Source organism: Ferdinandcohnia sp. GQ5 (assembly GCF_059759275.1).
In genome coordinates, this window is the sequence record NZ_JCAXEW010000006.1 from 208404 (window position 1) to 229912 (window position 21509).

At 37.4% G+C, this 21509-nt stretch carries 20 protein-coding genes; all 20 read left to right on the forward strand.

From position 1 onward, the window contains the following. The first annotated feature begins 25 nt into the window (after window positions 1-25). The 20 genes from AC6CHV_RS09740 to rbfA all read left to right on the forward strand — a co-directional run bounded on the left by AC6CHV_RS09740 (window position 26) and on the right by rbfA (window position 21451). The gene (locus AC6CHV_RS09740) at window positions 26-793 is read left to right on the forward strand and encodes a FliA/WhiG family RNA polymerase sigma factor (protein ID WP_498078788.1); all 768 of its coding nucleotides are present in this window, start codon (window positions 26-28) and stop codon (window positions 791-793) included. A 79-nt stretch (window positions 794-872) separates the two neighbouring features. Then, the gene (locus tag AC6CHV_RS09745; protein WP_341331876.1) at window positions 873-1187 is read left to right on the forward strand and encodes a hypothetical protein; all 315 of its coding nucleotides are present in this window, start codon (window positions 873-875) and stop codon (window positions 1185-1187) included. 11 nt (window positions 1188-1198) lie between these two features. Continuing rightward, complete coding sequence (locus tag AC6CHV_RS09750; protein ID WP_498078789.1) at window positions 1199-1732, forward strand: hypothetical protein; 534 nt, start codon at window positions 1199-1201, stop codon at window positions 1730-1732. A gap of 148 nt (window positions 1733-1880) precedes the next feature. Further along, window positions 1881-2579 carry a 30S ribosomal protein S2 gene (gene rpsB, locus AC6CHV_RS09755; RefSeq protein WP_099352445.1) on the forward strand — a complete coding sequence of 233 codons (699 nt, stop codon included), beginning with the start codon at window positions 1881-1883 and terminating at the stop codon, window positions 2577-2579. A 155-nt stretch (window positions 2580-2734) separates the two neighbouring features. Further along, window positions 2735-3616, forward strand: a complete 882-nt coding sequence (gene tsf, locus AC6CHV_RS09760; protein ID WP_341331874.1) for a translation elongation factor Ts — start codon at window positions 2735-2737, stop codon at window positions 3614-3616. Between the two features lie 111 nt (window positions 3617-3727). Continuing rightward, window positions 3728-4450, forward strand: coding sequence for a UMP kinase (gene pyrH / locus AC6CHV_RS09765; RefSeq protein ID WP_341331873.1), 723 nt, complete (start codon window positions 3728-3730; stop codon window positions 4448-4450). Between the two features lie 4 nt (window positions 4451-4454). After that, a complete protein-coding gene (frr, locus tag AC6CHV_RS09770; RefSeq protein WP_121446602.1) occupies window positions 4455-5012 on the forward strand; it encodes a ribosome recycling factor in 558 nt (185 codons plus the stop codon). 150 nt (window positions 5013-5162) lie between these two features. Continuing rightward, entirely contained in the window at window positions 5163-5924 is a 762-nt protein-coding gene (gene uppS, locus AC6CHV_RS09775; protein ID WP_498078790.1) for an undecaprenyl pyrophosphate synthase, read from the forward strand. Between the two features lie 36 nt (window positions 5925-5960). After that, the gene (locus tag AC6CHV_RS09780) at window positions 5961-6755 is read left to right on the forward strand and encodes a phosphatidate cytidylyltransferase (RefSeq protein WP_341331871.1); all 795 of its coding nucleotides are present in this window, start codon (window positions 5961-5963) and stop codon (window positions 6753-6755) included. A 24-nt stretch (window positions 6756-6779) separates the two neighbouring features. Beyond that, entirely contained in the window at window positions 6780-7937 is a 1158-nt protein-coding gene (locus tag AC6CHV_RS09785; RefSeq protein ID WP_498078791.1) for a 1-deoxy-D-xylulose-5-phosphate reductoisomerase, read from the forward strand. A 50-nt stretch (window positions 7938-7987) separates the two neighbouring features. Further along, window positions 7988-9247, forward strand: a complete 1260-nt coding sequence (gene rseP / locus AC6CHV_RS09790) for an RIP metalloprotease RseP (RefSeq protein ID WP_341331869.1) — start codon at window positions 7988-7990, stop codon at window positions 9245-9247. Between the two features lie 233 nt (window positions 9248-9480). After that, the gene (locus tag AC6CHV_RS09795) at window positions 9481-11184 is read left to right on the forward strand and encodes a proline--tRNA ligase (protein ID WP_498078792.1); all 1704 of its coding nucleotides are present in this window, start codon (window positions 9481-9483) and stop codon (window positions 11182-11184) included. Between the two features lie 195 nt (window positions 11185-11379). Next, complete coding sequence (locus tag AC6CHV_RS09800) at window positions 11380-15693, forward strand: PolC-type DNA polymerase III (RefSeq protein ID WP_341331867.1); 4314 nt, start codon at window positions 11380-11382, stop codon at window positions 15691-15693. A gap of 663 nt (window positions 15694-16356) precedes the next feature. Continuing rightward, window positions 16357-16830: a ribosome maturation factor RimP gene (gene rimP, locus AC6CHV_RS09805; protein ID WP_121446609.1), complete on the forward strand. Its 474-nt coding sequence runs from the start codon at window positions 16357-16359 to the stop codon at window positions 16828-16830. Between the two features lie 35 nt (window positions 16831-16865). After that, a complete protein-coding gene (gene nusA / locus AC6CHV_RS09810) occupies window positions 16866-18002 on the forward strand; it encodes a transcription termination factor NusA (RefSeq protein WP_498078793.1) in 1137 nt (378 codons plus the stop codon). Window positions 18003-18013: 11 nt separating this feature from the next. After that, the gene (rnpM, locus tag AC6CHV_RS09815) at window positions 18014-18292 is read left to right on the forward strand and encodes an RNase P modulator RnpM (protein ID WP_121446611.1); all 279 of its coding nucleotides are present in this window, start codon (window positions 18014-18016) and stop codon (window positions 18290-18292) included. Continuing rightward, window positions 18293-18595 carry a YlxQ family RNA-binding protein gene (locus tag AC6CHV_RS09820; protein ID WP_099352458.1) on the forward strand — a complete coding sequence of 101 codons (303 nt, stop codon included), beginning with the start codon at window positions 18293-18295 and terminating at the stop codon, window positions 18593-18595. 19 nt (window positions 18596-18614) lie between these two features. Continuing rightward, on the forward strand, window positions 18615-20795 hold the full coding sequence (gene infB, locus AC6CHV_RS09825; RefSeq protein ID WP_498078794.1) for a translation initiation factor IF-2: 2181 nt from the start codon (window positions 18615-18617) through the stop codon (window positions 20793-20795). Continuing rightward, window positions 20792-21070 carry a DUF503 domain-containing protein gene (locus tag AC6CHV_RS09830; protein WP_099362979.1) on the forward strand — a complete coding sequence of 93 codons (279 nt, stop codon included), beginning with the start codon at window positions 20792-20794 and terminating at the stop codon, window positions 21068-21070. The genes infB and AC6CHV_RS09830 overlap by 4 nt, the downstream gene beginning before the upstream one ends. Window positions 21071-21085: 15 nt before the next feature. Continuing rightward, window positions 21086-21451, forward strand: coding sequence for a 30S ribosome-binding factor RbfA (gene rbfA, locus AC6CHV_RS09835; protein WP_077617859.1), 366 nt, complete (start codon window positions 21086-21088; stop codon window positions 21449-21451). Window positions 21452-21509: the final 58 nt, after the last annotated feature.

The window sequence follows — 21509 nt, forward strand, 5'->3', positions numbered from 1 at the left end:
TCAAATAAACAAAAGGAGGAGTAGAATGTCCAGATTATCATCCGCAGATCATCAAGAATATTGGCAGAAATGGACCGACTCACGAGACACTGATGCAGGGGACGCCCTTGTCAGGAAATATATGCCACTCGTTTCATATCATGTACAACGAATCTCTGTCACACTCCCGAAGAGTGTAAATAAAGATGATATAAGAAGTCTTGGGATGATTGGTTTATATGATGCACTGGAAAAATTCGATCCTTCTCGTGATTTGAAATTTGATACATATGCTTCCTTTCGGATTAGAGGTGCAATACTTGACGGACTTAGAAAAGAAGATTGGTTACCAAGAAGTTCAAGAGAAAAAACAAAGAAAGTAGAAACTGCTATTGAAAAGCTAGAACAAAATTTAATGAGAAATGCTACAATTCCTGAAATCGCAGAAGAGGTTGGAATGAGCGAGGATGAAGTTTATCAAACGATTAATGAAGGCTTCTTTGCAAATGTTCTTTCTATGGACGATTACCAACATGATGACGAGAGCAGTGAAAAGTCAGCATTCTCAATTAAGGATCATACTACTTTAACACCAGAAGAACACGTTGTAAAAAAAGAAGTGATCAATCAACTAATTAGTGTAATTCAACAATTGAATGAAAAAGAGCAGCTAATTATTAGTTTGTTTTATAAAGAAGAACTAACATTAACTGAAATTGGACAGGTAATGGGGTTATCGACTTCTAGGATTTCTCAAATTCACTCAAAAGCTCTTTTTAAACTGAAGGATATATTACAAAAACATATCCATTAAGATTACGTATTTAGTAGTTTAAGTACAGCAAAAAGGAGATTTCCATCAACGCATTTCTTAAAAATAGGGAACGGAAGAAGTGAATCAATTGAGTCTAAAATTAATTGAATTACAAGTTGCAATCCCTAAGACACAAGATGTGGGAAAAATTCATGAACAACTAATGATGCGTGGTCAGCACATGCAAGGCCACATTTCTGCAGAAACCGAAAAAATTGAGAAAAGGAACCGTACTATAGTAAACGAGAACAACAAGTCAGAAAATGCACAAATACATAAGGATTCATCATCAAATACATTTTCAACGGAACCACCACATAAGACTCAAAACCCTGAAAAAAAAGAAAAAGAACAACATCCATACAAGGGGAATTTCATTGATTTCGTGGGATAGAGGGAATTAGAATGACAACCATTTTATTCGTAACCTGCTTTGCTTTACTTGCATTAGCTTTTTTTTTAATTATTCTTTTATATTTAAAAACGACTCAATTAAAAGATATTGAAATCAAACAAGAACGCTTACTGAATGAATTTGAAAATGTGATCACTTCGTATGTAATGGAAATCAAAGAGGACAATGAAGTGTTTTTAAATAGAATTCAACAAGTTCAACAAACACCGAACAAGCAAGATATCTCTGAACGAGAGGGAAAAAGTACACAATCGATACAAATAAAAGAAACAGATTTAACAACTGAGGAAATTCAAGATCTTCTACCTGCTTATGCAGGTCAAAACGAAACCGAAAAAAATACTATATTAGAAAGTCAATCTAAACCCCAACAAAGAGGCAATATTGAAATGAATGAAGATTTGCTTGTTAAAGACATTGACCATCTCATCAAACTTGGACTCACATATGAAGATATTGCAAAAAAATTAAATAAAGGTCAAACTGAAATTGAACTTTTACACAAATTTCGTCAAAACTACTAATTTTTCTTGACCAGCAAGTTTTTATTATGATATATTAATTTTTGGTGTTATCACACACGTTCATAGATTTAAGCATTGGTGCTGTTCAAACAGTTTTGCTTAAAGATGATGTGAACGGAGGACAAAAAACCATTAGGAGGATTTATTCATGTCAGTAATTTCTATGAAGCAATTGCTTGAAGCTGGTGTTCACTTCGGTCACCAAACTCGCCGTTGGAACCCAAAAATGAAGCGTTACATCTTTACAGAGCGTAACGGAATCTACATCATCGACCTTCAAAAAACTGTTAAGAAGGTAGAAGAAGCTTATAATTTCGTTAAGGAATTAGCTGGAAACGGTGGAACAATGCTTTTTGTTGGTACAAAAAAGCAAGCTCAAGATTCTGTAAAAGAAGAAGCTGAACGTTCTGGAATGTACTTTGTTAACCAACGCTGGTTAGGTGGTACATTAACAAACTTTGAAACAATTCAAAAGCGTATCAAGCGTCTAAAAGACATCGAAAGAATGCAAGAAGACGGTACTTTTGACGTTTTACCTAAGAAAGAAGTTGTAGGTCTTAAGAAAGAATTAGAACGTCTTGAGAAATTCTTAGGCGGAATTAAAGATATGAAGCAATTACCAGATGCTTTATTCATCATCGACCCTCGTAAAGAGCGTATTGCTGTTGCAGAAGCACATAAATTAAACATCCCAATCGTTGGTATCGTTGATACGAACTGTGATCCAGATGAAATTGATTATGTAATTCCAGCAAACGATGATGCAATTCGCGCGGTTAAGCTTTTAACAGGAAAAATGGCAGACGCTATCCTAGAAGCTAAACAAGGTGAAGAAACATCTGCTTAATGAGCGAAAGGTGATAAGAGGGTTATGCCTTTTATCACCTTTTTTAAGAATTATATATTTTAGCGAATTAAGTCATAATAGAAACAGATTGTCTACACGATGTGTAAATCGTAAAAATCAAATAGTACATAGTGTCAATTAAGGAGGAAAACATAATGGCAGTTACTGCACAAATGGTAAAAGAGCTCCGTGAAAAAACAGGAGCAGGAATGATGGACTGTAAGAAGGCTCTTACAGAAACTGATGGTGATATGGAAAAAGCAATTGATTACCTTCGTGAAAAAGGAATTGCGAAAGCTGCGAAAAAAGGCGACCGCATCGCTGCAGAAGGTTTAACTTCTATTGAAGTTCAAGGTAATGAAGCAGTTATCTTAGAAGTTAACTCTGAAACAGACTTCGTTGCAAAAAATGAAGGTTTCCAAACTTTAGTAAAAGAATTAGCTGCTCATCTATTAGCGAAAAAGCCAGCAAACGTTGAAGAAGCACTAGAACAAAAGATGGACAACGGTGCATCAGTTTCTGAACATGTAAATGCTGCAATCGCAAAAATTGGAGAAAAGCTATCACTTCGTCGTTTTGAAGTTGTAACAAAAGAAGATGGTGATGTATTTGGTGCGTACCTTCACATGGGTGGACGTATCGGTGTTCTAACTGTCCTTGGTGGTACTTCAGATAGCGATGTTGCAAAGGATGTTGCAATGCATGTTGCTGCTGTAAATCCTAAATATGTAACTCGTGATCAAGTTTCTGCTGAAGAAGTTGAGCGTGAGCGTGAAGTGCTAACACAACAAGCATTAAATGAAGGTAAGCCTGAAAATATCGTAGCTAAAATGGTAGAAGGACGTCTTGGTAAGTTCTTCGAAGACATTTGTCTTCTTGATCAAAGTTTTGTTAAAGACCCAGATCAAAAAGTTCGTAAATTTGTCGAGTCTAAAGGTGCTACAGTGAAGAGCTTCGTTCGTTACGAAGTTGGAGAAGGTATCGAGAAGCGTCAAGATAACTTCGCTGAAGAAGTAATGAGCCAAGTGAAGAAGTAAAAAGATAACAGGGAACACATTATGTGTTCCCTCTTTTTGAAATGTCTAGTTTTAGCGTGGCTTTATTTAAACGCTAGTACTTTTCTTTAAAAGATGGAGGTTTTTTATTCGATGAGCGGTGCCAAATATAGACGTGTAGTGTTAAAATTAAGTGGGGAAGCATTAGCGGGTGAACAGGGATTTGGTATAAATCCATCTGTTATCCAGTCTGTTGCAAAACAAGTAAAAGAAATTGCTGAACTTGGAGTAGAAGTTGCTGTAGTAGTAGGTGGCGGAAACATCTGGAGAGGTAAAATTGGTAGTGAAATGGGAATGGACCGTGCAAATGCTGATTACATGGGAATGCTTGCAACAGTGATGAATTCCTTAGCGTTACAAGATAGCCTGGAGAATCAAGGAATCCAAACTCGTGTCCAAACATCAATTGAAATGCGACAAGTTGCAGAACCATACATAAGAAGAAAAGCGATTCGTCATCTTGAGAAGAAGCGAGTTGTCATTTTTGCCGCGGGCACAGGAAATCCTTATTTCTCAACAGATACAACTGCTGCTTTACGTGCTGCGGAAATTGAAGCAGAGGTTATTTTGATGGCTAAAAATAATGTTGATGGTGTGTATAACGCTGATCCATCTATAGATAAAACAGCCGTGAAATATGAATCATTAACCTATCTTGATGTTATTAAAGAAGGGTTAGCTGTGATGGATTCCACTGCCTCTTCACTTTGCATGGACAATGATATTCCGTTAATTGTCTTTTCAATTATGGAAGAAGGAAATATTAAACGTGCCGTACTAGGAGAAAATATCGGAACAATTGTAAGGGGGAAATAACTTTATGGCAAATAACACATTAAATCAAGTAAAAGATAAAATGTCTAAAGCAGTCCAAGCATTGTCTCGTGAACTAGCAACTGTAAGAGCTGGTAGAGCGAATCCAGCAATACTTGATAAAGTTACAGTTGATTACTATGGTGCACCAACACCTCTTAATCAGCTGGCTTCAATCAATGTACCTGAAGCTAGAATGCTTGTTATTCAACCATATGACAAATCAGTATTAGGAGATATGGAAAAAGCGATTCAAAAGGCTGATTTAGGCTTAAACCCAACAAATGATGGCTCGATAATTCGCATTTCAATTCCGCCATTAACTGAAGAAAGACGTCGTGATTTGGTCAAGCTTGTTAAGAAGTATGCAGAAGAGTCAAAAGTTGCGGTTCGAAATGTTCGTCGTGATGGTAATGATGATTTGAAAAAGCTTGAAAAGAATGGTGAGATCACTGAGGATGAATTACGTAGTCTTACAGATGATATTCAAAAATTGACAGATGAATCTATTAACAAAATTGATTCAGTTGCAAAAGAAAAAGAAAAAGAAATCATGGAAGTCTAATCCATTTCAATGTACAATATATTGTAAAAAGACCCTCTTACGTTTACAGGGGGTTTTTTTGTTAATACTGTCTACTAATTAGTTACCTCGAACTAAACAATTGGTAAAATGAGTGAAACTCAATTGAGACGGGTGTTGGAGGACTTGTTCATGTTTGGAAAATTTAAAAAGACAAAAAAGGAGCCAGTTACTATTTCTGAAGAAGAAATAGTCAAAGGGCCAATACCTAACCATATAGCAATTATCATGGACGGAAATGGGAGATGGGCAAAAAAACGGTCATTGCCACGCACTGCTGGTCACCATGAAGGAATGAAAGTAGTAAAGAGAGTAACTAAGCTTGCAAGTAGACTTGGGGTGAAGACTTTAACAGTCTACGCATTTTCAACAGAGAACTGGAAGCGTCCAGAGGATGAGGTTAATTATTTATTAAAACTTCCCCAAGAATTTATGGGCACATTCCTACCAGAGCTTATTAAAGAAAATGTACAGGTTCGAATCATGGGGAATAAAGATGCGATACCTGCACATACTCAAAAAGCGGTCGATAAAGCTGTGAATGAGACGAAGAATAATACAGGCTTAGTATTAAATTTTGCACTTAACTACGGTGGCCGTGCCGATATCCTGGATGCGGTCAATCAAATTCTTTCAGACTATCGTGAGAAAGACCCCCTCCAAAAGATTGATGAAGATCTTTTTAATCAATATTTAATGAGTGCTGGTTTAGAAGATCCAGACTTATTAATTCGTACAAGCGGGGAAATTCGCTTAAGTAATTTTATGCTCTGGCAACTTGCATACACTGAATTTTGGTTCACCGATGTATTATGGCCTGATTTTAAGGAACATCATTTATTAGAGGCTATTCATGCATTTCAAAAGAGAGGTAGACGATTTGGTGGTATATAATCATTACGACCAAACCGTAATAAAAGGAATGATACAATGAAACAAAGAATAATAACGGCAATAATTGCAGCAGCAGTCTTTCTACCGATAGTTATTTTTGGTGGAGTCCCGTTTACTATTTTAGTCTATTTGATGGGAGCAATTGCTATATTTGAACTTTTACGGATGAAGCAAATTAATATTGCATCAATCCCTGGTGTAATCTCTATTATATTGTTATGGGTTATTTTAGTTCCAAGTCAATATAATGACATTTTTGAGACCCTTCAAATTACGAAGATCGAAATAGTTCTTCTAATTGTTTTATTTATTTTAACCTATACTGTTATTTCAAAAAATAGCTTCAGTTTTGATGATGCTGGCCTTGTGATTCTGTCAGCTCTGTACATAGGATTTGGTTTTTATTATATGATTGAAATAAGAGCGATGGGATTAGCATATATATTTTATGCATTCGTTGTTATTTGGACAACCGATTCAGGGGCCTATTTTGTAGGGAGAAAACTTGGTAAAAATAAGTTGTGGCCGGAAATTAGTCCTAATAAGACCATTGAGGGCTTTGTCGGCGGTATTGTGACTGCTATTGTATTTGCATTCATTTTTAACATGATTACAGATTTATTTGATTCCATCTTATCACTAATTATCGTGACATTGTTTGTGTCTGTTTTTGGACAAATTGGGGATCTAGTAGAATCTGCACTTAAAAGACATTATAATGTGAAAGATTCTGGAACATTACTACCTGGACATGGTGGAATATTAGATAGATTTGACAGTATGATATTCATTCTGCCAATCCTTTATTTCTTAAGTGCAATTATTCAGTAGTGGTTGTTTATTGGGAGTGAGTTTGTGAAAAAAGTAAGTTTATTAGGGGCTACAGGCTCAATTGGGCAGCAAACATTGGATGTAATTGAAAATCATCCTGAAAAACTACAGCTTGTAGCAATGTCAATTGGAGAAAATGTTGCTCTTGGTCGAAAGATTATTAAAAAGTTTTCACCAAAGCTTGTATCTGTAAAGTCTAAAGAAACATGTGAATCATTGAAAAGTGAATTTTCAAGTAATATCCGATTTGTATACGGGGATGAAGGATTAATAGAGGTGGCTACTTACGATGAAGCAACCATAGTCCTAAATTCTGTAGTAGGAAGTGTAGGGCTTTTACCTACATTAAAAGCAATTGAAGCAAAGAAGACGATAGCCCTTGCTAATAAGGAAACATTAGTTACTGCAGGACATCTAGTGATGGATGCAGCACAACAGAATGGGGTTCCAATTTTACCAGTAGACAGTGAACATTCGGCTATTTTTCAGTGTCTTCAAGGCGAAAAAGAAAAAAATATCGAGAAAATCATTCTTACCGCTTCAGGTGGAAGTTTCCGTGACCAAACACGTGAGGAACTTAAGAATGTATCAATTGAAGATGCATTAAATCATCCAAATTGGTCAATGGGTGCTAAAATTACAATAGATTCTGCGACAATGATGAATAAAGGTTTAGAAGTAATTGAAGCTCATTGGTTGTTCAATCTTCCATATGAACAAATTGAGGTCCTTCTTCATAAAGAAAGCATCATTCATTCAATGGTCGAGTTTCATGATAGTAGTGTCATTGCACAACTTGGGACACCAGATATGAGAGTACCCATTCAATATGCCTTTTCATATCCAGACCGTTTCCCAATGGCTGCATTTAAAGAGAGACTGCGACTTTGGGAGATAGGTAAACTACATTTTTCAAAGCCGGATTTTGATCGATTCAGATGTCTTGGATTTGCATTTCATGCCGGAAAAACAGGTGGCACTTTACCTACTGTATTAAATGCCGCAAATGAAGAGGCAGTTTCAGGGTTTTTAAATGGAAAAGTCTCTTTTTTACAAATCGAAGACATCATTGAGGGAGCAATTGAGAAGCATGATACTGTACAGCACCCAAGCTTAGAAATCATCCAAGAGGTAGATCAACAAACACGGGCTTATGTTCGTGGATTAATCGAGAATAAATAAAGATGTAGATACACTTTTTATAGTCAATCTAACAAAAGGTGGTTAAATATGTGGAGACTGTGATAGCCTTTATCATTATATTTGGTGCACTCGTATTTTTTCATGAGTTGGGACATCTCGTTTTAGCAAAGCGAGCAGGAATCCTCTGTCGTGAATTTGCAATAGGGATGGGGCCAAAGGTATTTACCTTTAAAAGAAATGAAACATTGTATACGATTCGTCTCCTTCCTATTGGCGGATATGTTAGAATGGCTGGCGAAGACCCGGAAATGATTGAAATTAAACCCGGCCATAATATCGGGTTGTTATTTGATAATGCTGGAAAAGTAGAGAAAATTATTTTAAATAATAAGGATAAGTATCCAGATTTAAGAGTAATTGAGGTTGAGGAAGCAGATTTAGAGCATAATCTATTTATTGCGGGTTATGAGGATGGAGAGGACGAGGTCTTAAAAAGATTTGAAGTTAGTGAGACTGCGTTTTATGTGGTCGACGGACTAGAAACTCAAATTGCTCCATATAATCGTCAATTCGCTTCCAAGACGCTATTGCAACGGACACTGGCAATTGCTGCGGGTCCGGCAATGAATTTTGTCCTTGCCTTTATCATTTTAATTGCAATTGGTTTATTACAGGGTACGCCTATTGATAAGCCAATTCTCGGAAAGCTAACTGAGGATGGGGCAGCACTTCAAGCAGGTCTCCATGAAGGTGATATTGTTCGTGAGATTGATAATGAACAAGTTTCTACCTGGAATGACATTGTAAATATTATTCGCGCAAATCCGGAAGAAGAAATTGGATTTGTAGTTGAACGTGATGGAGAATTACTGGATATACCTGTAACTCCGAAAGCTCAAAAAATTGAGGACCAAACTATTGGTATCATAGGTGTTTATGGGCCAGTTGAAAAATCAGTACTGCCTTCCTTGAAATATGGGGTTATGGAAACCTTCATGTGGACAAAGGAGATTTTACTTGGACTTGGAAAGCTTATTACTGGTCAGTTCTCGATTGATATGCTTTCTGGACCAGTTGGAATATATGTATCAACCGATACAGTTGTTCAATCTGGAATCTATTATGTAATGAAATGGGCCGCAATTCTAAGTATTAACCTTGGAATCGTGAACCTATTACCATTACCTGCCCTTGATGGAGGGAGACTAGTGTTCTTTGCGTTAGAAGCCGTTCGTGGAAAACCAATTGATAAGCAAAAAGAAGGAATGGTTCATTTTATTGGCTTTGCTTTATTAATGCTTTTAATGTTGGTTGTAACGTGGAACGATATTCAAAGATTCTTTCTATAAAATAAGGTTCAAAAAATCGGATGAAATTGACGCTCGGAATTTTTAGGTTGGTTTGCTTTTTTCGTACCTGAATACGTTCCGGTACACAAAGCTTCACCGCCTTGAACTTCGACGCACAGGATGTGTTAGTGTCGGCTTTGCCACAGGAAGTGGAGTCTTAGCCGATGTGGTCACATTCACCCTCCTTTTGAACATTTATTAAAATAAGCTGAAATTATAATGAGGTGCAAGATATGAAACAAAGTATGATGCTTATACCTACACTACGAGAAGTACCAGCAGATGCCGAAGTCAAGAGCCACCAGCTTTTAATTCGAGCAGGTTTTATTAGACAAAATGCGAGTGGGGTCTATAGTTACCTTCCATTAGCCAAGCGTGTTTTACAAAAAATTGAAACAATCGTCCGTGAGGAAATGGAGCGTGCAGGTGCCGCGGAGCTATTAATGCCTGCATTAACGCCTGCAGAGTTATGGCAGGAATCAGGACGTTGGTATTCTTATGGTCCAGAACTAATGCGCCTACACGATCGTCATGAGCGTGACTTCGTATTAGGACCAACCCATGAAGAAGTTATTACGAGTCTCGTTCGCGATGAAATTAAATCCTATAAGAGACTCCCAATCACCCTTTATCAAATACAAACAAAGTTCCGCGACGAAAAAAGACCACGATTCGGATTATTACGTGGTCGAGAATTTATCATGAAGGATGCATATTCATTCCATGCTGATCAAGAAAGCCTTCACGATATATATGAAAAAATGTATACTGCATACTCTAATATATTCTCTCGTTGTGGCCTGAACTTCCGTGCCGTGATCGCCGATTCCGGTGCTATGGGTGGAAAGGATACCCATGAATTCATGGTGCTTTCAGAAATTGGTGAGGATACAATCGCTTATTCTGATACATCTTCATTTGCAGCTAATATTGAAATGGCACCTGTTGTTATGGAATATTCAAAAAGCAACGAGTCAGTAAAAGAATTAGAAAAAGTAGAAACGGTTGAGAAGAAAACGATTGAAGAGGTTGCTGCTTTCCTAAATGTTACAAAGGAAAAATGCATCAAATCACTACTTTTCCAAGTTGATGAAAAATTTGTTCTTGTATTAGCACGTGGGGACCATGAAGTAAACGATATTAAAGTGAAGAACTTACTTGAGGCTACAACTGTCGAGTTAGCAAATCCAGAGGACACCAATCGTATTATGGGCTGCACAGTTGGTTCATTAGGTCCGATTCAAGTATCGGAAGACATCACAGTAATTGCAGACCATGCTGTAGCCTCAGTTGTGAATGGTGTTTGTGGTGCAAATGAAGAGAATTATCATTATATAAATGTAAACCCTGACCGAGATTTTTCAGGTATTCAATATGCAGACCTTCGCTTTATCCAAGAAGGGGACCCATCTCCAGATGGTCAAGGAAAAATAGTATTTGCTGAAGGCATTGAGGTAGGTCATATCTTTAAGCTTGGAACACGTTATAGTGAGGCAATGAATGCAACCTTCCTTGATGAAAATGGAAGATCACAATCAATGATTATGGGTTGCTATGGTATTGGGATTTCCCGGACATTATCTGCAGTAGCAGAGCAATCAAATGATGAAAATGGTCTCATTTGGCCAGCAAATCTTGCACCATTTGATCTACACTTAATCCCTGTCAATATGAAGAACGAAGAACAGAAAGCAATTTCCGAATCTTTATATGTAACGCTTAAGGAAAGCGGCTATGATGTATTATTTGATGACCGTGCCGAACGCCCAGGTGTGAAGTTTGCAGATTCTGATTTAATTGGTCTGCCACTACGTATCACAGTTGGAAAACGTGCGGGCGAGGGAATTGTCGAAGTGAAGGTTCGTAAGACAGGGGAAACATTGGAAATAAATATTGAAAATCTTATCGAGACAATTAACAAATATGTAGTAAAATAAATAGTACAAAAGAAAAGGGTACCCGGGTAGTATGGGGTACCCTAAATATTTGAAATGTGGCAGCGACTTGCCTTGAAACGAGAAATCTGGATACTCCGACAAAGAAGCGTTCTTTTGCTTCTGAAGGAGGAGTTGAAGATTCTCGAGTTTCTAGTCGCTGAAACTAGACATTCTGTCTGAAGAGGGGGAACGAGGATGGAATTAACGCCACAGCAAAAAGAACGGTTTATGGTCTTGCTGCAACAGCTTGAATTAACCGATGATGCAATAGTTGCACACTTTGCAAATGCAGGTATTGAAAAACTTATGATTGATAAAGAGAAGAAGGCATGGCATTTCTTATTTTCTTTTGAAAAAGTAATTCCAGCAGATGTCATGAGGATATTTTCTACTCAACTTCGAACAAAATTCACACATATAGCTTCAGTGACTTTCTCATTACATGTACGATCACAACATGTGACTGAAGAAATGGTACAAGCCTATTGGCCGCTTTGCTTACAAGAATTAGATGGAATCGCACCGCCTATTCTATCTTTATTGCATAATCAACTTCCAACACAACATGGTCTCAAGCTTCATATCAAGACAAGAAATGACACGGAATCAATTGCGATTAAGAAAAAATACGGTCAATTGTTAGGAAATGTCTATCAATCCTACGGTTTTCCTATGTTCACACTTGAAACAGAGATTGAGGCTTCAAATCAAGAGTACGAACAGTTTTTAGAGAAAAAACAACAGGAAGATCAGGAAAGAGCACTATTAGCTGTTGCTGATATGCAAAAGAAAGAGAAGGAAAAGGATCAGAATAATGCTGTTTCTGGACCGATTACAATCGGATATACAATCAAAGATGAAGAAGATTTTAAAGAAATCAGTTCAATTCTTGATGAAGAACGTAGAATTGCGATCCAAGGATATATTTTCTTTGCAGAAACAAAGGAATTGCGAAGTGGAAGAACTCTTCTGACCTTTAAAATTACAGACTATACGGATTCAATACTAGTAAAAGTATTTTCACGTGATAAAGAAGATGTTCATCTTCTACAAGGTATTAAAAAAGGGATGTGGGTCCGCTGTCGTGGAAGTATTCAAAATGATACATTTGTTAGAGATTTAGTGATGCTGGCAAATGATATTAATGAGATACAGCCGATGAACGAAAGAAAAGACACTGCACCAGAAGGAGAAAAACGTGTCGAGTTGCATGCACACTCTCCAATGAGCCAAATGGATGCTGTAACTTCTATTAGTCAATTAGTTGGCCAAGCAAAAAAATGGGGTCATACAGCCATTGCATTGACAGACCATGCGGTAGCTCAATCATTCCCAGAAGCTTATTCTGCAGCAAAGAAAAACGGGATAAAGATGATTTACGGTGTCGAAGCAAATTTAGTAGATGATGGTGTCCCAATTGCATATAATTCACAGCATCGTAATTTAGAAGAGGATACGTATGTCGTATTTGACGTAGAAACGACAGGTTTATCTGCAGTTTATAATACAATTATTGAGTTGGCTGCTGTTAAAGTAAAAAATGGTGAAATCATTGATCGATTTGAATCATTTGCAAATCCTCATCACCGATTAAGTGCAACAACTATTGACTTAACCGGAATTACAGATGATATGGTAAGAACGGCTCCAGAAGTAAGTGAAGTCTTGGTTAAATTCAAGGACTGGTCCGGGGATGCAATATTCGTTGCCCACAATGCCAGCTTTGATATGGGCTTTTTAAATGTTGGCTATAAAAAGGCTGGGCTTGAACAAGCAACAAATCCAGTAATTGATACACTGGAACTCGCCAGATTTTTGTATCCAGAATTAAAAAATCACCGTTTAAATACATTATGTAAGAAGTTTGATATTGAATTAACCCAGCATCACCGCGCAATCTATGATGCAGAAGCAACTGGCTATTTAGTCATGAAATTATTAAAGGATGCAGCAGAGAAAGAGATTCAATATCATGATCAGTTAAATGATTATATGGGTCAAGGTAAAGCGTACCAACGTTCAAGACCTTATCATGCGACTTTGTTAGCACAAAATGATATAGGACTAAAAAACTTATTTAAATTAATTTCAATTTCACATATTAATTATTATTACCGTGTACCAAGGATTCCACGATCTCAGTTGCAAAAATATCGAGAAGGTATTTTAGTCGGCTCTGCCTGTGACAAAGGGGAAGTATTTGAGGGTATGATGCAGAAGTCACCAGAGGAAGTTGAGTCTATCGCTCAATTTTATGACTATCTAGAGGTGCAGCCGCCATCAAATTATAAACATTTAGTCGAATTGGATTTAATCCAAAATGAGCGTGAACTAAAAGACATCCTAAAAAACATTGTTAACCTTGGGGAGAAATTGAATTTACCAGTTGTTGCTACTGGGAACGTGCACTATTTAAATCCTGAAGACCATATTTATCGCAAAATTTTAGTTCGGTCCCAAGGTGGAGCTAATCCATTAAATCGACATTCATTGCCTGAGGTTCATTTCCGCACAACTAATGAAATGCTGGACTGCTTTTCTTTCCTCGATAAAGAGAAGGCGAAGGAAATTGTCGTAACGAATACACAAAAAGTCGCAGACATGATTGGTGAAGTGAAACCAATTAAGGATGATCTATATACACCTAAAATTGAAGGTGCGGAAGATGAAATTAGGAATATGAGTTATAGTATGGCAAGAAGCATCTATGGTGAAGAATTACCTGAGATTGTAGAAAAAAGATTAGAAAAAGAACTGAAAAGTATTATTGGGCATGGATTCGCAGTAATCTACCTCATTTCTCATAAACTTGTTAAAAAATCACTTGATGATGGATATCTCGTAGGTTCTCGTGGGTCGGTTGGTTCATCATTAGTTGCAACGATGACTGAAATTACAGAGGTAAACCCACTACCGCCACATTATGTATGCCCAGACTGTAAGCATTCAGAGTTCTTTAATGACGGTTCAGTTGGTTCTGGATTTGACCTTCCAGACAAAGAGTGCCCAAATTGCGGGGCAAAGTATAAAAAGGATGGACATGATATCCCGTTTGAAACGTTCCTTGGGTTTAAGGGAGATAAGGTTCCAGATATCGACTTAAACTTCTCTGGTGAATATCAGCCTCGTGCACATAACTATACAAAAGTACTATTTGGTGAAGAATATGTATATCGTGCTGGAACAATCGGTACAGTTGCTGAAAAAACGGCCTATGGCTATGTTAAAGGTTATGCAAATGATCATAATTTGACAATGCGTGGTGCAGAAACCGACCGTTTGGTAGCAGGGTGTACAGGTGTTAAACGAACAACGGGTCAGCATCCAGGAGGTATTATCGTTGTCCCGGACTACATGGATATCTTTGACTTTTCACCTATTCAATTTCCGGCTGATGATACAAGTTCTGAGTGGAAAACCACACATTTTGATTTCCACTCTATCCATGACAATGTACTAAAACTTGATATACTCGGACACGATGATCCGACAGTCATTCGTATGCTTCAAGACTTGAGCGGAATTGATCCAAAAACCATTCCAACCGATGATCCTGAGGTAATGAAAATTTTCAGTGGTACTGAGTCTCTAGGCGTAACCGAAGAGCAAATTATGTGTAAAACGGGTACTCTTGGAATTCCAGAATTTGGGACACGCTTTGTTCGTCAAATGCTTGAGGATACAAAGCCGACTACTTTCTCAGAATTAGTTCAGATTTCAGGACTTTCACATGGTACAGATGTATGGTTGGGTAATGCACAGGAGCTTATCCATAATAATATTTGTACATTAAGTGAAGTTATAGGTTGTCGTGACGATATAATGGTTTATCTCATATATAAGGGACTAGATCCTTCCCTAGCGTTTAAAATTATGGAATCTGTTCGTAAGGGTAAAGGGTTAACGGACGAATTTATTGAAGAAATGAAAAAGAATGATGTTCCTGATTGGTATATTGACTCATGTTTAAAAATTAAATACATGTTCCCAAAGGCCCACGCCGCCGCATATGTTTTAATGGCTGTAAGGATTGCATATTTTAAGGTTCATTTACCTTTGCTTTACTATGCAGCATATTTTACAGTTCGTGCAGATGATTTTGATATAGAAGCAATGGTTCGCGGTTCTAGTACAATTCGTGCAAAAATGGAGGAAATCAATGCCAAAGGGTTAGAAGCTTCAACAAAAGAAAAGAACTTATTAACAGTTTTAGAGTTAGCTCTAGAAATGTGTGAGCGCGGATTTGCTTTTAATAAGATTGATTTATACCGTTCAAGTGCATCAGAATTTATAATAGATGGAGATGCCTTGATTCCACCGTTCAATTCGATTCCTGGACTAGGAACAAACGCTGCAATCAATATTGTTAAAGCAAGAGAACAAGGTGAATTTTTATCAAAAGAAGACTTACAGAAGCGTGGTAAAGTATCTAAAACAATTATGGAATATCTTGAAAACCATGGTTGCCTTGAAGATATGCCAGAACAAAATCAATTATCCTTGTTCTAATTGTTAGATGTCTAGCTCAAGACGCCATCGGCTCGAGGTCATAAGTCAATCGCTTCTGAAGGTAAAGAGCACCTTCTGCCAGCGCTCGTCTTATGCTTGTCGCCTAAAGCAGAGCGCCTTTCGCCTTTCTATGCACTTTTATTTGCATATAAATAGCGATTATGTTATAGTTTTTATGGAAATGCTATGTATATTACTGGTAAAAGAGTGGGGCTTCCCACTCTTTATTCTTTGGCTGAGGCTAAAAATTGTGTAACAACGTTTATTTAGATGGAACTTCACTATATTTTCCAACTGCCTCCCTGCTATTATAGCAGGGTGTTTTTACACTACTTAGGAAATACTATGAATAAAACAAAGGAATTCCTTATTGGAAGTTCAAAAAGTCTGGTGAAAATGACGCAATTCAGGAACTTCGACTAACTACCGACACGTCCTGTGTCGAACGTCGAAGTCACCACATCATGTGGAAGCTCGTTGGCTTGCTTATCCGTTCCTCACGTATTAATTGCATACGTTCCGGTACTCTAAGCTGCGCCGCTTCGAAACTTACGACGCACAGGATGTGCTAGTGTCGACAATGCCACAGGACGTGGCGTTTTGTCGACGCGGTCCTTTTCATCCTCGTTTTTGAACATGTATTTTCAGCTTAGGAGGAAAAACATGAGTAAAAAGGTAACACAAATAGTGGAAGAATTAGTGATACCTATTGTAACTGATTTACAGATGGAACTTGTTGATGTTGAGTATGTAAAGGAAGGGAAAGACTGGTTTCTACGTGTCTTTATCGACTCCGAAAAAGGGGTAGATATTGAAGATTGTGGATTAGTTAGTGAAAAATTAAGTGAAAAGCTTGATGAAGTAGATCCCATTCCGTATAACTATTTTCTAGAAGTTTCTAGCCCTGGTGCTGAACGCCCGTTGAAAAAGGACAGTGACTTTGAAAAGGCAATCGGAAAACAAGTGTATGTGAAAACATACGAACCAATCGACGGTGAAAAGATTTTTGAAGGAGAGCTTACTTCATTCGATGGAAAGCTAGTAACAATCAATGTAATGGTCAAAACACGCAAAAAATCTGTAGAAATTCCGTATGAAAAAATTGCAAATGCAAGACTTGCTGTTACTTTTCATTAATAGGTTTGAGATAATAAAGGGGGATTAGGAAACTAATGAGTAGTGAATTATTAGATGCCTTAACATTGCTCGAGAAAGAAAAAGGCATTAGCAAAGATATTATTATCGAGGCAATTGAGGCAGCACTTATTTCTGCATATAAGCGGAATTTTAACCAGGCTCAGAATGTTAGAGTAGATTTGAACTTAGCAAACGGTTCTATGCGTGTGTTTGCTAGAAAAGATGTAGTAGATGAAGTGTTTGACCCTAGACTAGAAATTTCCATTGAAGAGGCAAGAACCATCAACCCTAATTACCAAGTCGAGGACGTTGTCGAAATTGAAGTAACACCAAAAGACTTCGGAAGAATTGCTGCTCAAACTGCTAAGCAAGTTGTTACTCAACGTGTACGTGAAGCAGAAAGAGGAGTTATTTACTCAGAATTCATTGACCGTGAAGAAGACATCATGACAGGGATTGTACAGCGTCTAGATTCTAAGTTTATCTATGTTGGCTTAGGGAAAATTGAGGCATTGCTTCCATTAAATGAACAAATGCCTAATGAACAATATAAGCCTCATGACAGAATAAAAGTCTACATAACAAAGGTTGAAAGAACGACAAAAGGTCCACAAATCTTTGTTTCTAGAACACATCCTGGATTATTAAAACGTCTTTTCGAAATCGAGGTTCCTGAAATCTATGACGGAACTGTTGAAATTAAATCAGTTGCCAGAGAAGCAGGAGATCGTTCGAAGATTTCTGTTCACTCTGATAATCTAGAAGTAGATCCAGTAGGTTCTTGTGTTGGTCCTAAGGGTCAACGCGTTCAAGCGATTGTGAATGAACTTAAAGGTGAAAAAATCGATATTGTAAAATGGTCAGATGATCCAGTTGTTTTTGTAGCAAACGCTCTAAGCCCATCTAAAGTACTTGACGTTATTGTGAATGAAGAAGAAAAAGCAACAACAGTTGTTGTTCCTGACTATCAATTATCATTAGCAATCGGTAAGCGTGGGCAAAACGCTCGTTTAGCAGCAAAATTAACTGGTTGGAAAATTGATATTAAGAGTCAAACAGATGCAGAGCAAGCGGGGATTTACCCTAGAGAAGGCTTTGGTTTATTTGACGACGATCACGAAGATGAACATGAGGAAGAAGCATTCGATTTGCAGTCTGAAGAAATCGAGTGAGGTGAAGAAAATTGGTAGGAAATAAAAAAATACCATTACGTAAATGTATTGCCAGTGGTGAAATGAAGCCGAAAAAGGAACTTGTACGAATTGTACGTTCCAAAGAGGGTGAAGTTTCCATTGACCTTACTGGGAAAAAGTCTGGCCGCGGTGCATACCTAAGTAAAGATAAAGAATGTATCTTACTAGCGAAGAAAAAGAACATTCTTGCTGGTCAGCTGAAAGCCACAATTGATGATTCAATTTATGAAGAATTACTCCAACTAGTAGATAAGGAGAAGCCTTCATAAATGGAAAATAAGGAATGGTTTTCATTATTAGGTCTTGCCAATCGAGCAAGAAAGGTCATTTCAGGTGAAGAACTCGTCGTGAAAGAAATTCGCAATGGAAACGCAAAACTTGTTCTCTTATCTGAAGATGCATCAGCAAACACTACAAAAAAAATTACGGATAAAAGCACGTATTATCAGGTTCAACTTCGTACTGTAAGCGATCGGTATACACTAGGACATGCGATTGGTAAGGATGCCCGAGTAGTTGTCGCGATAACGGAGAGTGGGTTTGCAAAAAAAATTAGTCACTTGCTCGATTAACATATTTGGGGGTGAACATATGAGTAGAATGCGTGTATACGAATATGCAAAACAACAAAATATCTCAAGTAAAGAAGTTATTACAAAGCTTAAAGAGATGGACATAGAGGTTAAAAATCATATGGCAACAATTGAAGGAGATATTTTGAAAAAATTGGATCAAACATTTGGTAAAAAAACAGAAACTGCTAAGGCTACAAGCGAGCAAAATAAAAATAATAACTCAAAACCACCTGTTAATAATAATGCTACAACTAAAGTGGTTGACAAAAAAGAAGTTAAGAATAAGCCTGCAACTCCTAAAAACCGTGAAAATCAAGGACAGAAAAAGGGTTTTCAGTCAAATCATAACAATAATAACAGAAGAAATAAAAACAACAGACAAAAAGGTAATAACCGTCCAAATCATCAACAACAACCGATTCAACCAAAGCCTGAAAAAAAATTACCTGAAAAAATTACTTTCATTGGTTCATTAACCGTTGGAGAGTTAGCAAAAAAATTAGGTAAAGAGCCTTCTGAGATTATTAAAAAGTTATTCATGTTAGGTGTTATGGCGACAATTAACCAAGAGCTTGATAAAGATTCCATCGAATTAATTGCTTCTGAATATGGTGTTGAGGTCGAAGAGGAAATTGTCTTTGACGTTACCGAATTCGAACAGTATGTCGAGGAAGATAATGAAGAGGACCTAATTGAAAGACCTTCGATTGTTACAATCATGGGACATGTAGACCATGGTAAAACTACTACTCTTGATTCCATCCGAAATACAAAGGTTACAGCTGGGGAAGCTGGTGGGATTACACAGCATATTGGTGCTTATCAAGTTGTTGATAACGGAAAGAAAATAACTTTCTTAGACACACCAGGACACGCAGCTTTTACCACTATGCGTGCGAGAGGTGCTCAGGTTACTGATATTACTGTTTTAGTAGTCGCAGCAGATGATGGTGTAATGCCGCAAACAGTTGAAGCAATTAACCATGCAAAGGCTGCTGAGGTGCCAATTATCGTAGCAGTGAATAAAATGGATAAACCAACAGCAAATCCTGATCGTGTAATGCAGGAATTAACTGAACATGGTTTAGTTCCTGAGGCTTGGGGAGGAGACACAATCTTCGTTCCAATCTCGGCGTTAACAGGAGAAGGGATCGACAACTTGCTTGAAATGATTCTTCTAGTGAGTGAAGTTGAAGAATATAAGGCAAACCCTAAGAGAAGAGCAACAGGTACTGTAATTGAAGCAAAGCTCGATAAAGGAAGAGGTTCAGTTGCTACACTACTAGTCCAAAACGGAACGTTACGCATTGGTGACCCAATCGTAGTTGGAAACACATTTGGTCGTGTCCGTGCAATGGTTAATGATTTAGGCCGTCGTGTTAAAGAGGCAGGACCTTCTACTCCAGTTGAAATTACTGGACTAAGTGATGTCCCACAAGCCGGTGATCAATTCGTTGTTTTTGAAGATGAAAAGAAAGCACGACAAGTTGGAGAAGCTAGAGCTCAGAAGCAATTAGTTGAGCAACGTGGTGACAAAGTGAAAGTAAGTCTAGAAGATTTATTTGAGCATATTAAACAAGGTGAAATGAAGGAAATTAACTTAATCGTAAAAGCTGACGTTCAAGGTTCTGTTGAGGCTTTGGCAGCTTCTCTTCAAAAAATTGATGTAGAAGGTGTTAAAGTTAAGATTATCCATACCGGTGTCGGTGCGATTAATGAATCTGATATTACACTTGCATCAGCTTCAAATGCAATTGTAATCGGCTTTAATGTACGACCTGATGTGAATGCAAAACGAACTGCAGAAGCAGAAGAGGTCGATATCCGTCTTCACCGCATTATCTATAAAGTAATTGAAGAAATTGAATCTGCAATGAAGGGTATGCTTGACCCTGAATTTGAAGAGAAAGTAATTGGGCAAGCAGAAGTACGTACAACCTTCAAGGTATCGAAGATCGGTACAATTGCTGGTTCTTACGTGACAGATGGTAAAATCACTCGTGACAGCGGTGTTCGCCTAATTCGTGATGGAGTTGTTATCTTTGAAGGAGAAATTGATACATTAAAACGTTTCAAGGATGATGTGAAGGAAGTTGCGCAAAACTATGAGTGTGGTATAACAATTGCGAAATTCAACGATATTAAAGAAGGAGATATCATTGAAGCATTTGTGATGCAAGAAGTTGATCGACATTGATCGGCTATGTAGAGTGTGAATGCGTCATTTATGATGCGAATTCTTTAAAAGCAAAACGTGCCGTTTTACAAAGTGTCATTACTCGACTCAAACAAAAGTTTAATATTTCAGTTGCGGAGGTAGACCATCAAGATACATGGCAACGCACTAAATTAGCCATTGTTACTGTATCTTCAAGTCGAAAGCACTCTGAACTCGAATTAAACAATGCTCTAAAGTTTATTGATTCGTTTCCGGAATTAGATCGAACAGTAACCGATTTTGAGTGGTTATAACGAGGTGATATAAAGATGAGTTTACGACCAAATCGTGTTGGAGAACAAATGAAAAAGGAATTGAGTGACATAATTGGACGGAAGATAAAAGATCCACGCATTGGATTTGTAACTGTTACCGACGTTCAAGTTACTGGAGACCTTCAGCAAGCGAAAGTTTTTATTTCGGTTTTAGGTGATGAAGAGCAAAGGCAAAACACATTAAAAGGTCTTGCCAAAGCGAAAGGTTTTATCCGGTCAGAAATCGGTCAACGTATTCGTTTACGGAAAACACCTGAGATTCTTTTTGAATTTGACGAATCAATTGATTATGGGAATCGAATTGAAACGATCCTACATGAAATAAATAAAGATTCAAATCAAGAATCAAACCGAGAATAAAGTAGAGGATAGGCTTTAATATAAAGTCTATCCCTTTTTTCAATTTTTAAGAAAATTG

Bases quoted from the DNA above. Each gene is read 5' to 3' on its own strand.
- nusA (WP_498078793.1), top strand. From the start codon at position 16,866: ATGAGTAGTGAATTATTAGATGCCTTAACATTGCTCGAGAAAGAAAAA.
- frr (WP_121446602.1), top strand. From the start codon at position 4,455: ATGGCAAATAACACATTAAATCAAGTAAAAGATAAAATGTCTAAAGCA.
- AC6CHV_RS09795 (WP_498078792.1), top strand. From the start codon at position 9,481: ATGAAACAAAGTATGATGCTTATACCTACACTACGAGAAGTACCAGCA.
- infB (WP_498078794.1), top strand. From the start codon at position 18,615: ATGAGTAGAATGCGTGTATACGAATATGCAAAACAACAAAATATCTCA.
- rimP (WP_121446609.1), top strand. From the start codon at position 16,357: ATGAGTAAAAAGGTAACACAAATAGTGGAAGAATTAGTGATACCTATT.
- tsf (WP_341331874.1), top strand. From the start codon at position 2,735: ATGGCAGTTACTGCACAAATGGTAAAAGAGCTCCGTGAAAAAACAGGA.
- AC6CHV_RS09820 (WP_099352458.1), top strand. From the start codon at position 18,293: ATGGAAAATAAGGAATGGTTTTCATTATTAGGTCTTGCCAATCGAGCA.
- rbfA (WP_077617859.1), top strand. From the start codon at position 21,086: ATGAGTTTACGACCAAATCGTGTTGGAGAACAAATGAAAAAGGAATTG.
- AC6CHV_RS09750 (WP_498078789.1), top strand. From the start codon at position 1,199: ATGACAACCATTTTATTCGTAACCTGCTTTGCTTTACTTGCATTAGCT.
- AC6CHV_RS09780 (WP_341331871.1), top strand. From the start codon at position 5,961: ATGAAACAAAGAATAATAACGGCAATAATTGCAGCAGCAGTCTTTCTA.
- rpsB (WP_099352445.1), top strand. From the start codon at position 1,881: ATGTCAGTAATTTCTATGAAGCAATTGCTTGAAGCTGGTGTTCACTTC.
- pyrH (WP_341331873.1), top strand. From the start codon at position 3,728: ATGAGCGGTGCCAAATATAGACGTGTAGTGTTAAAATTAAGTGGGGAA.
- uppS (WP_498078790.1), top strand. From the start codon at position 5,163: ATGTTTGGAAAATTTAAAAAGACAAAAAAGGAGCCAGTTACTATTTCT.
- AC6CHV_RS09740 (WP_498078788.1), top strand. From the start codon at position 26: ATGTCCAGATTATCATCCGCAGATCATCAAGAATATTGGCAGAAATGG.
- AC6CHV_RS09800 (WP_341331867.1), top strand. From the start codon at position 11,380: ATGGAATTAACGCCACAGCAAAAAGAACGGTTTATGGTCTTGCTGCAA.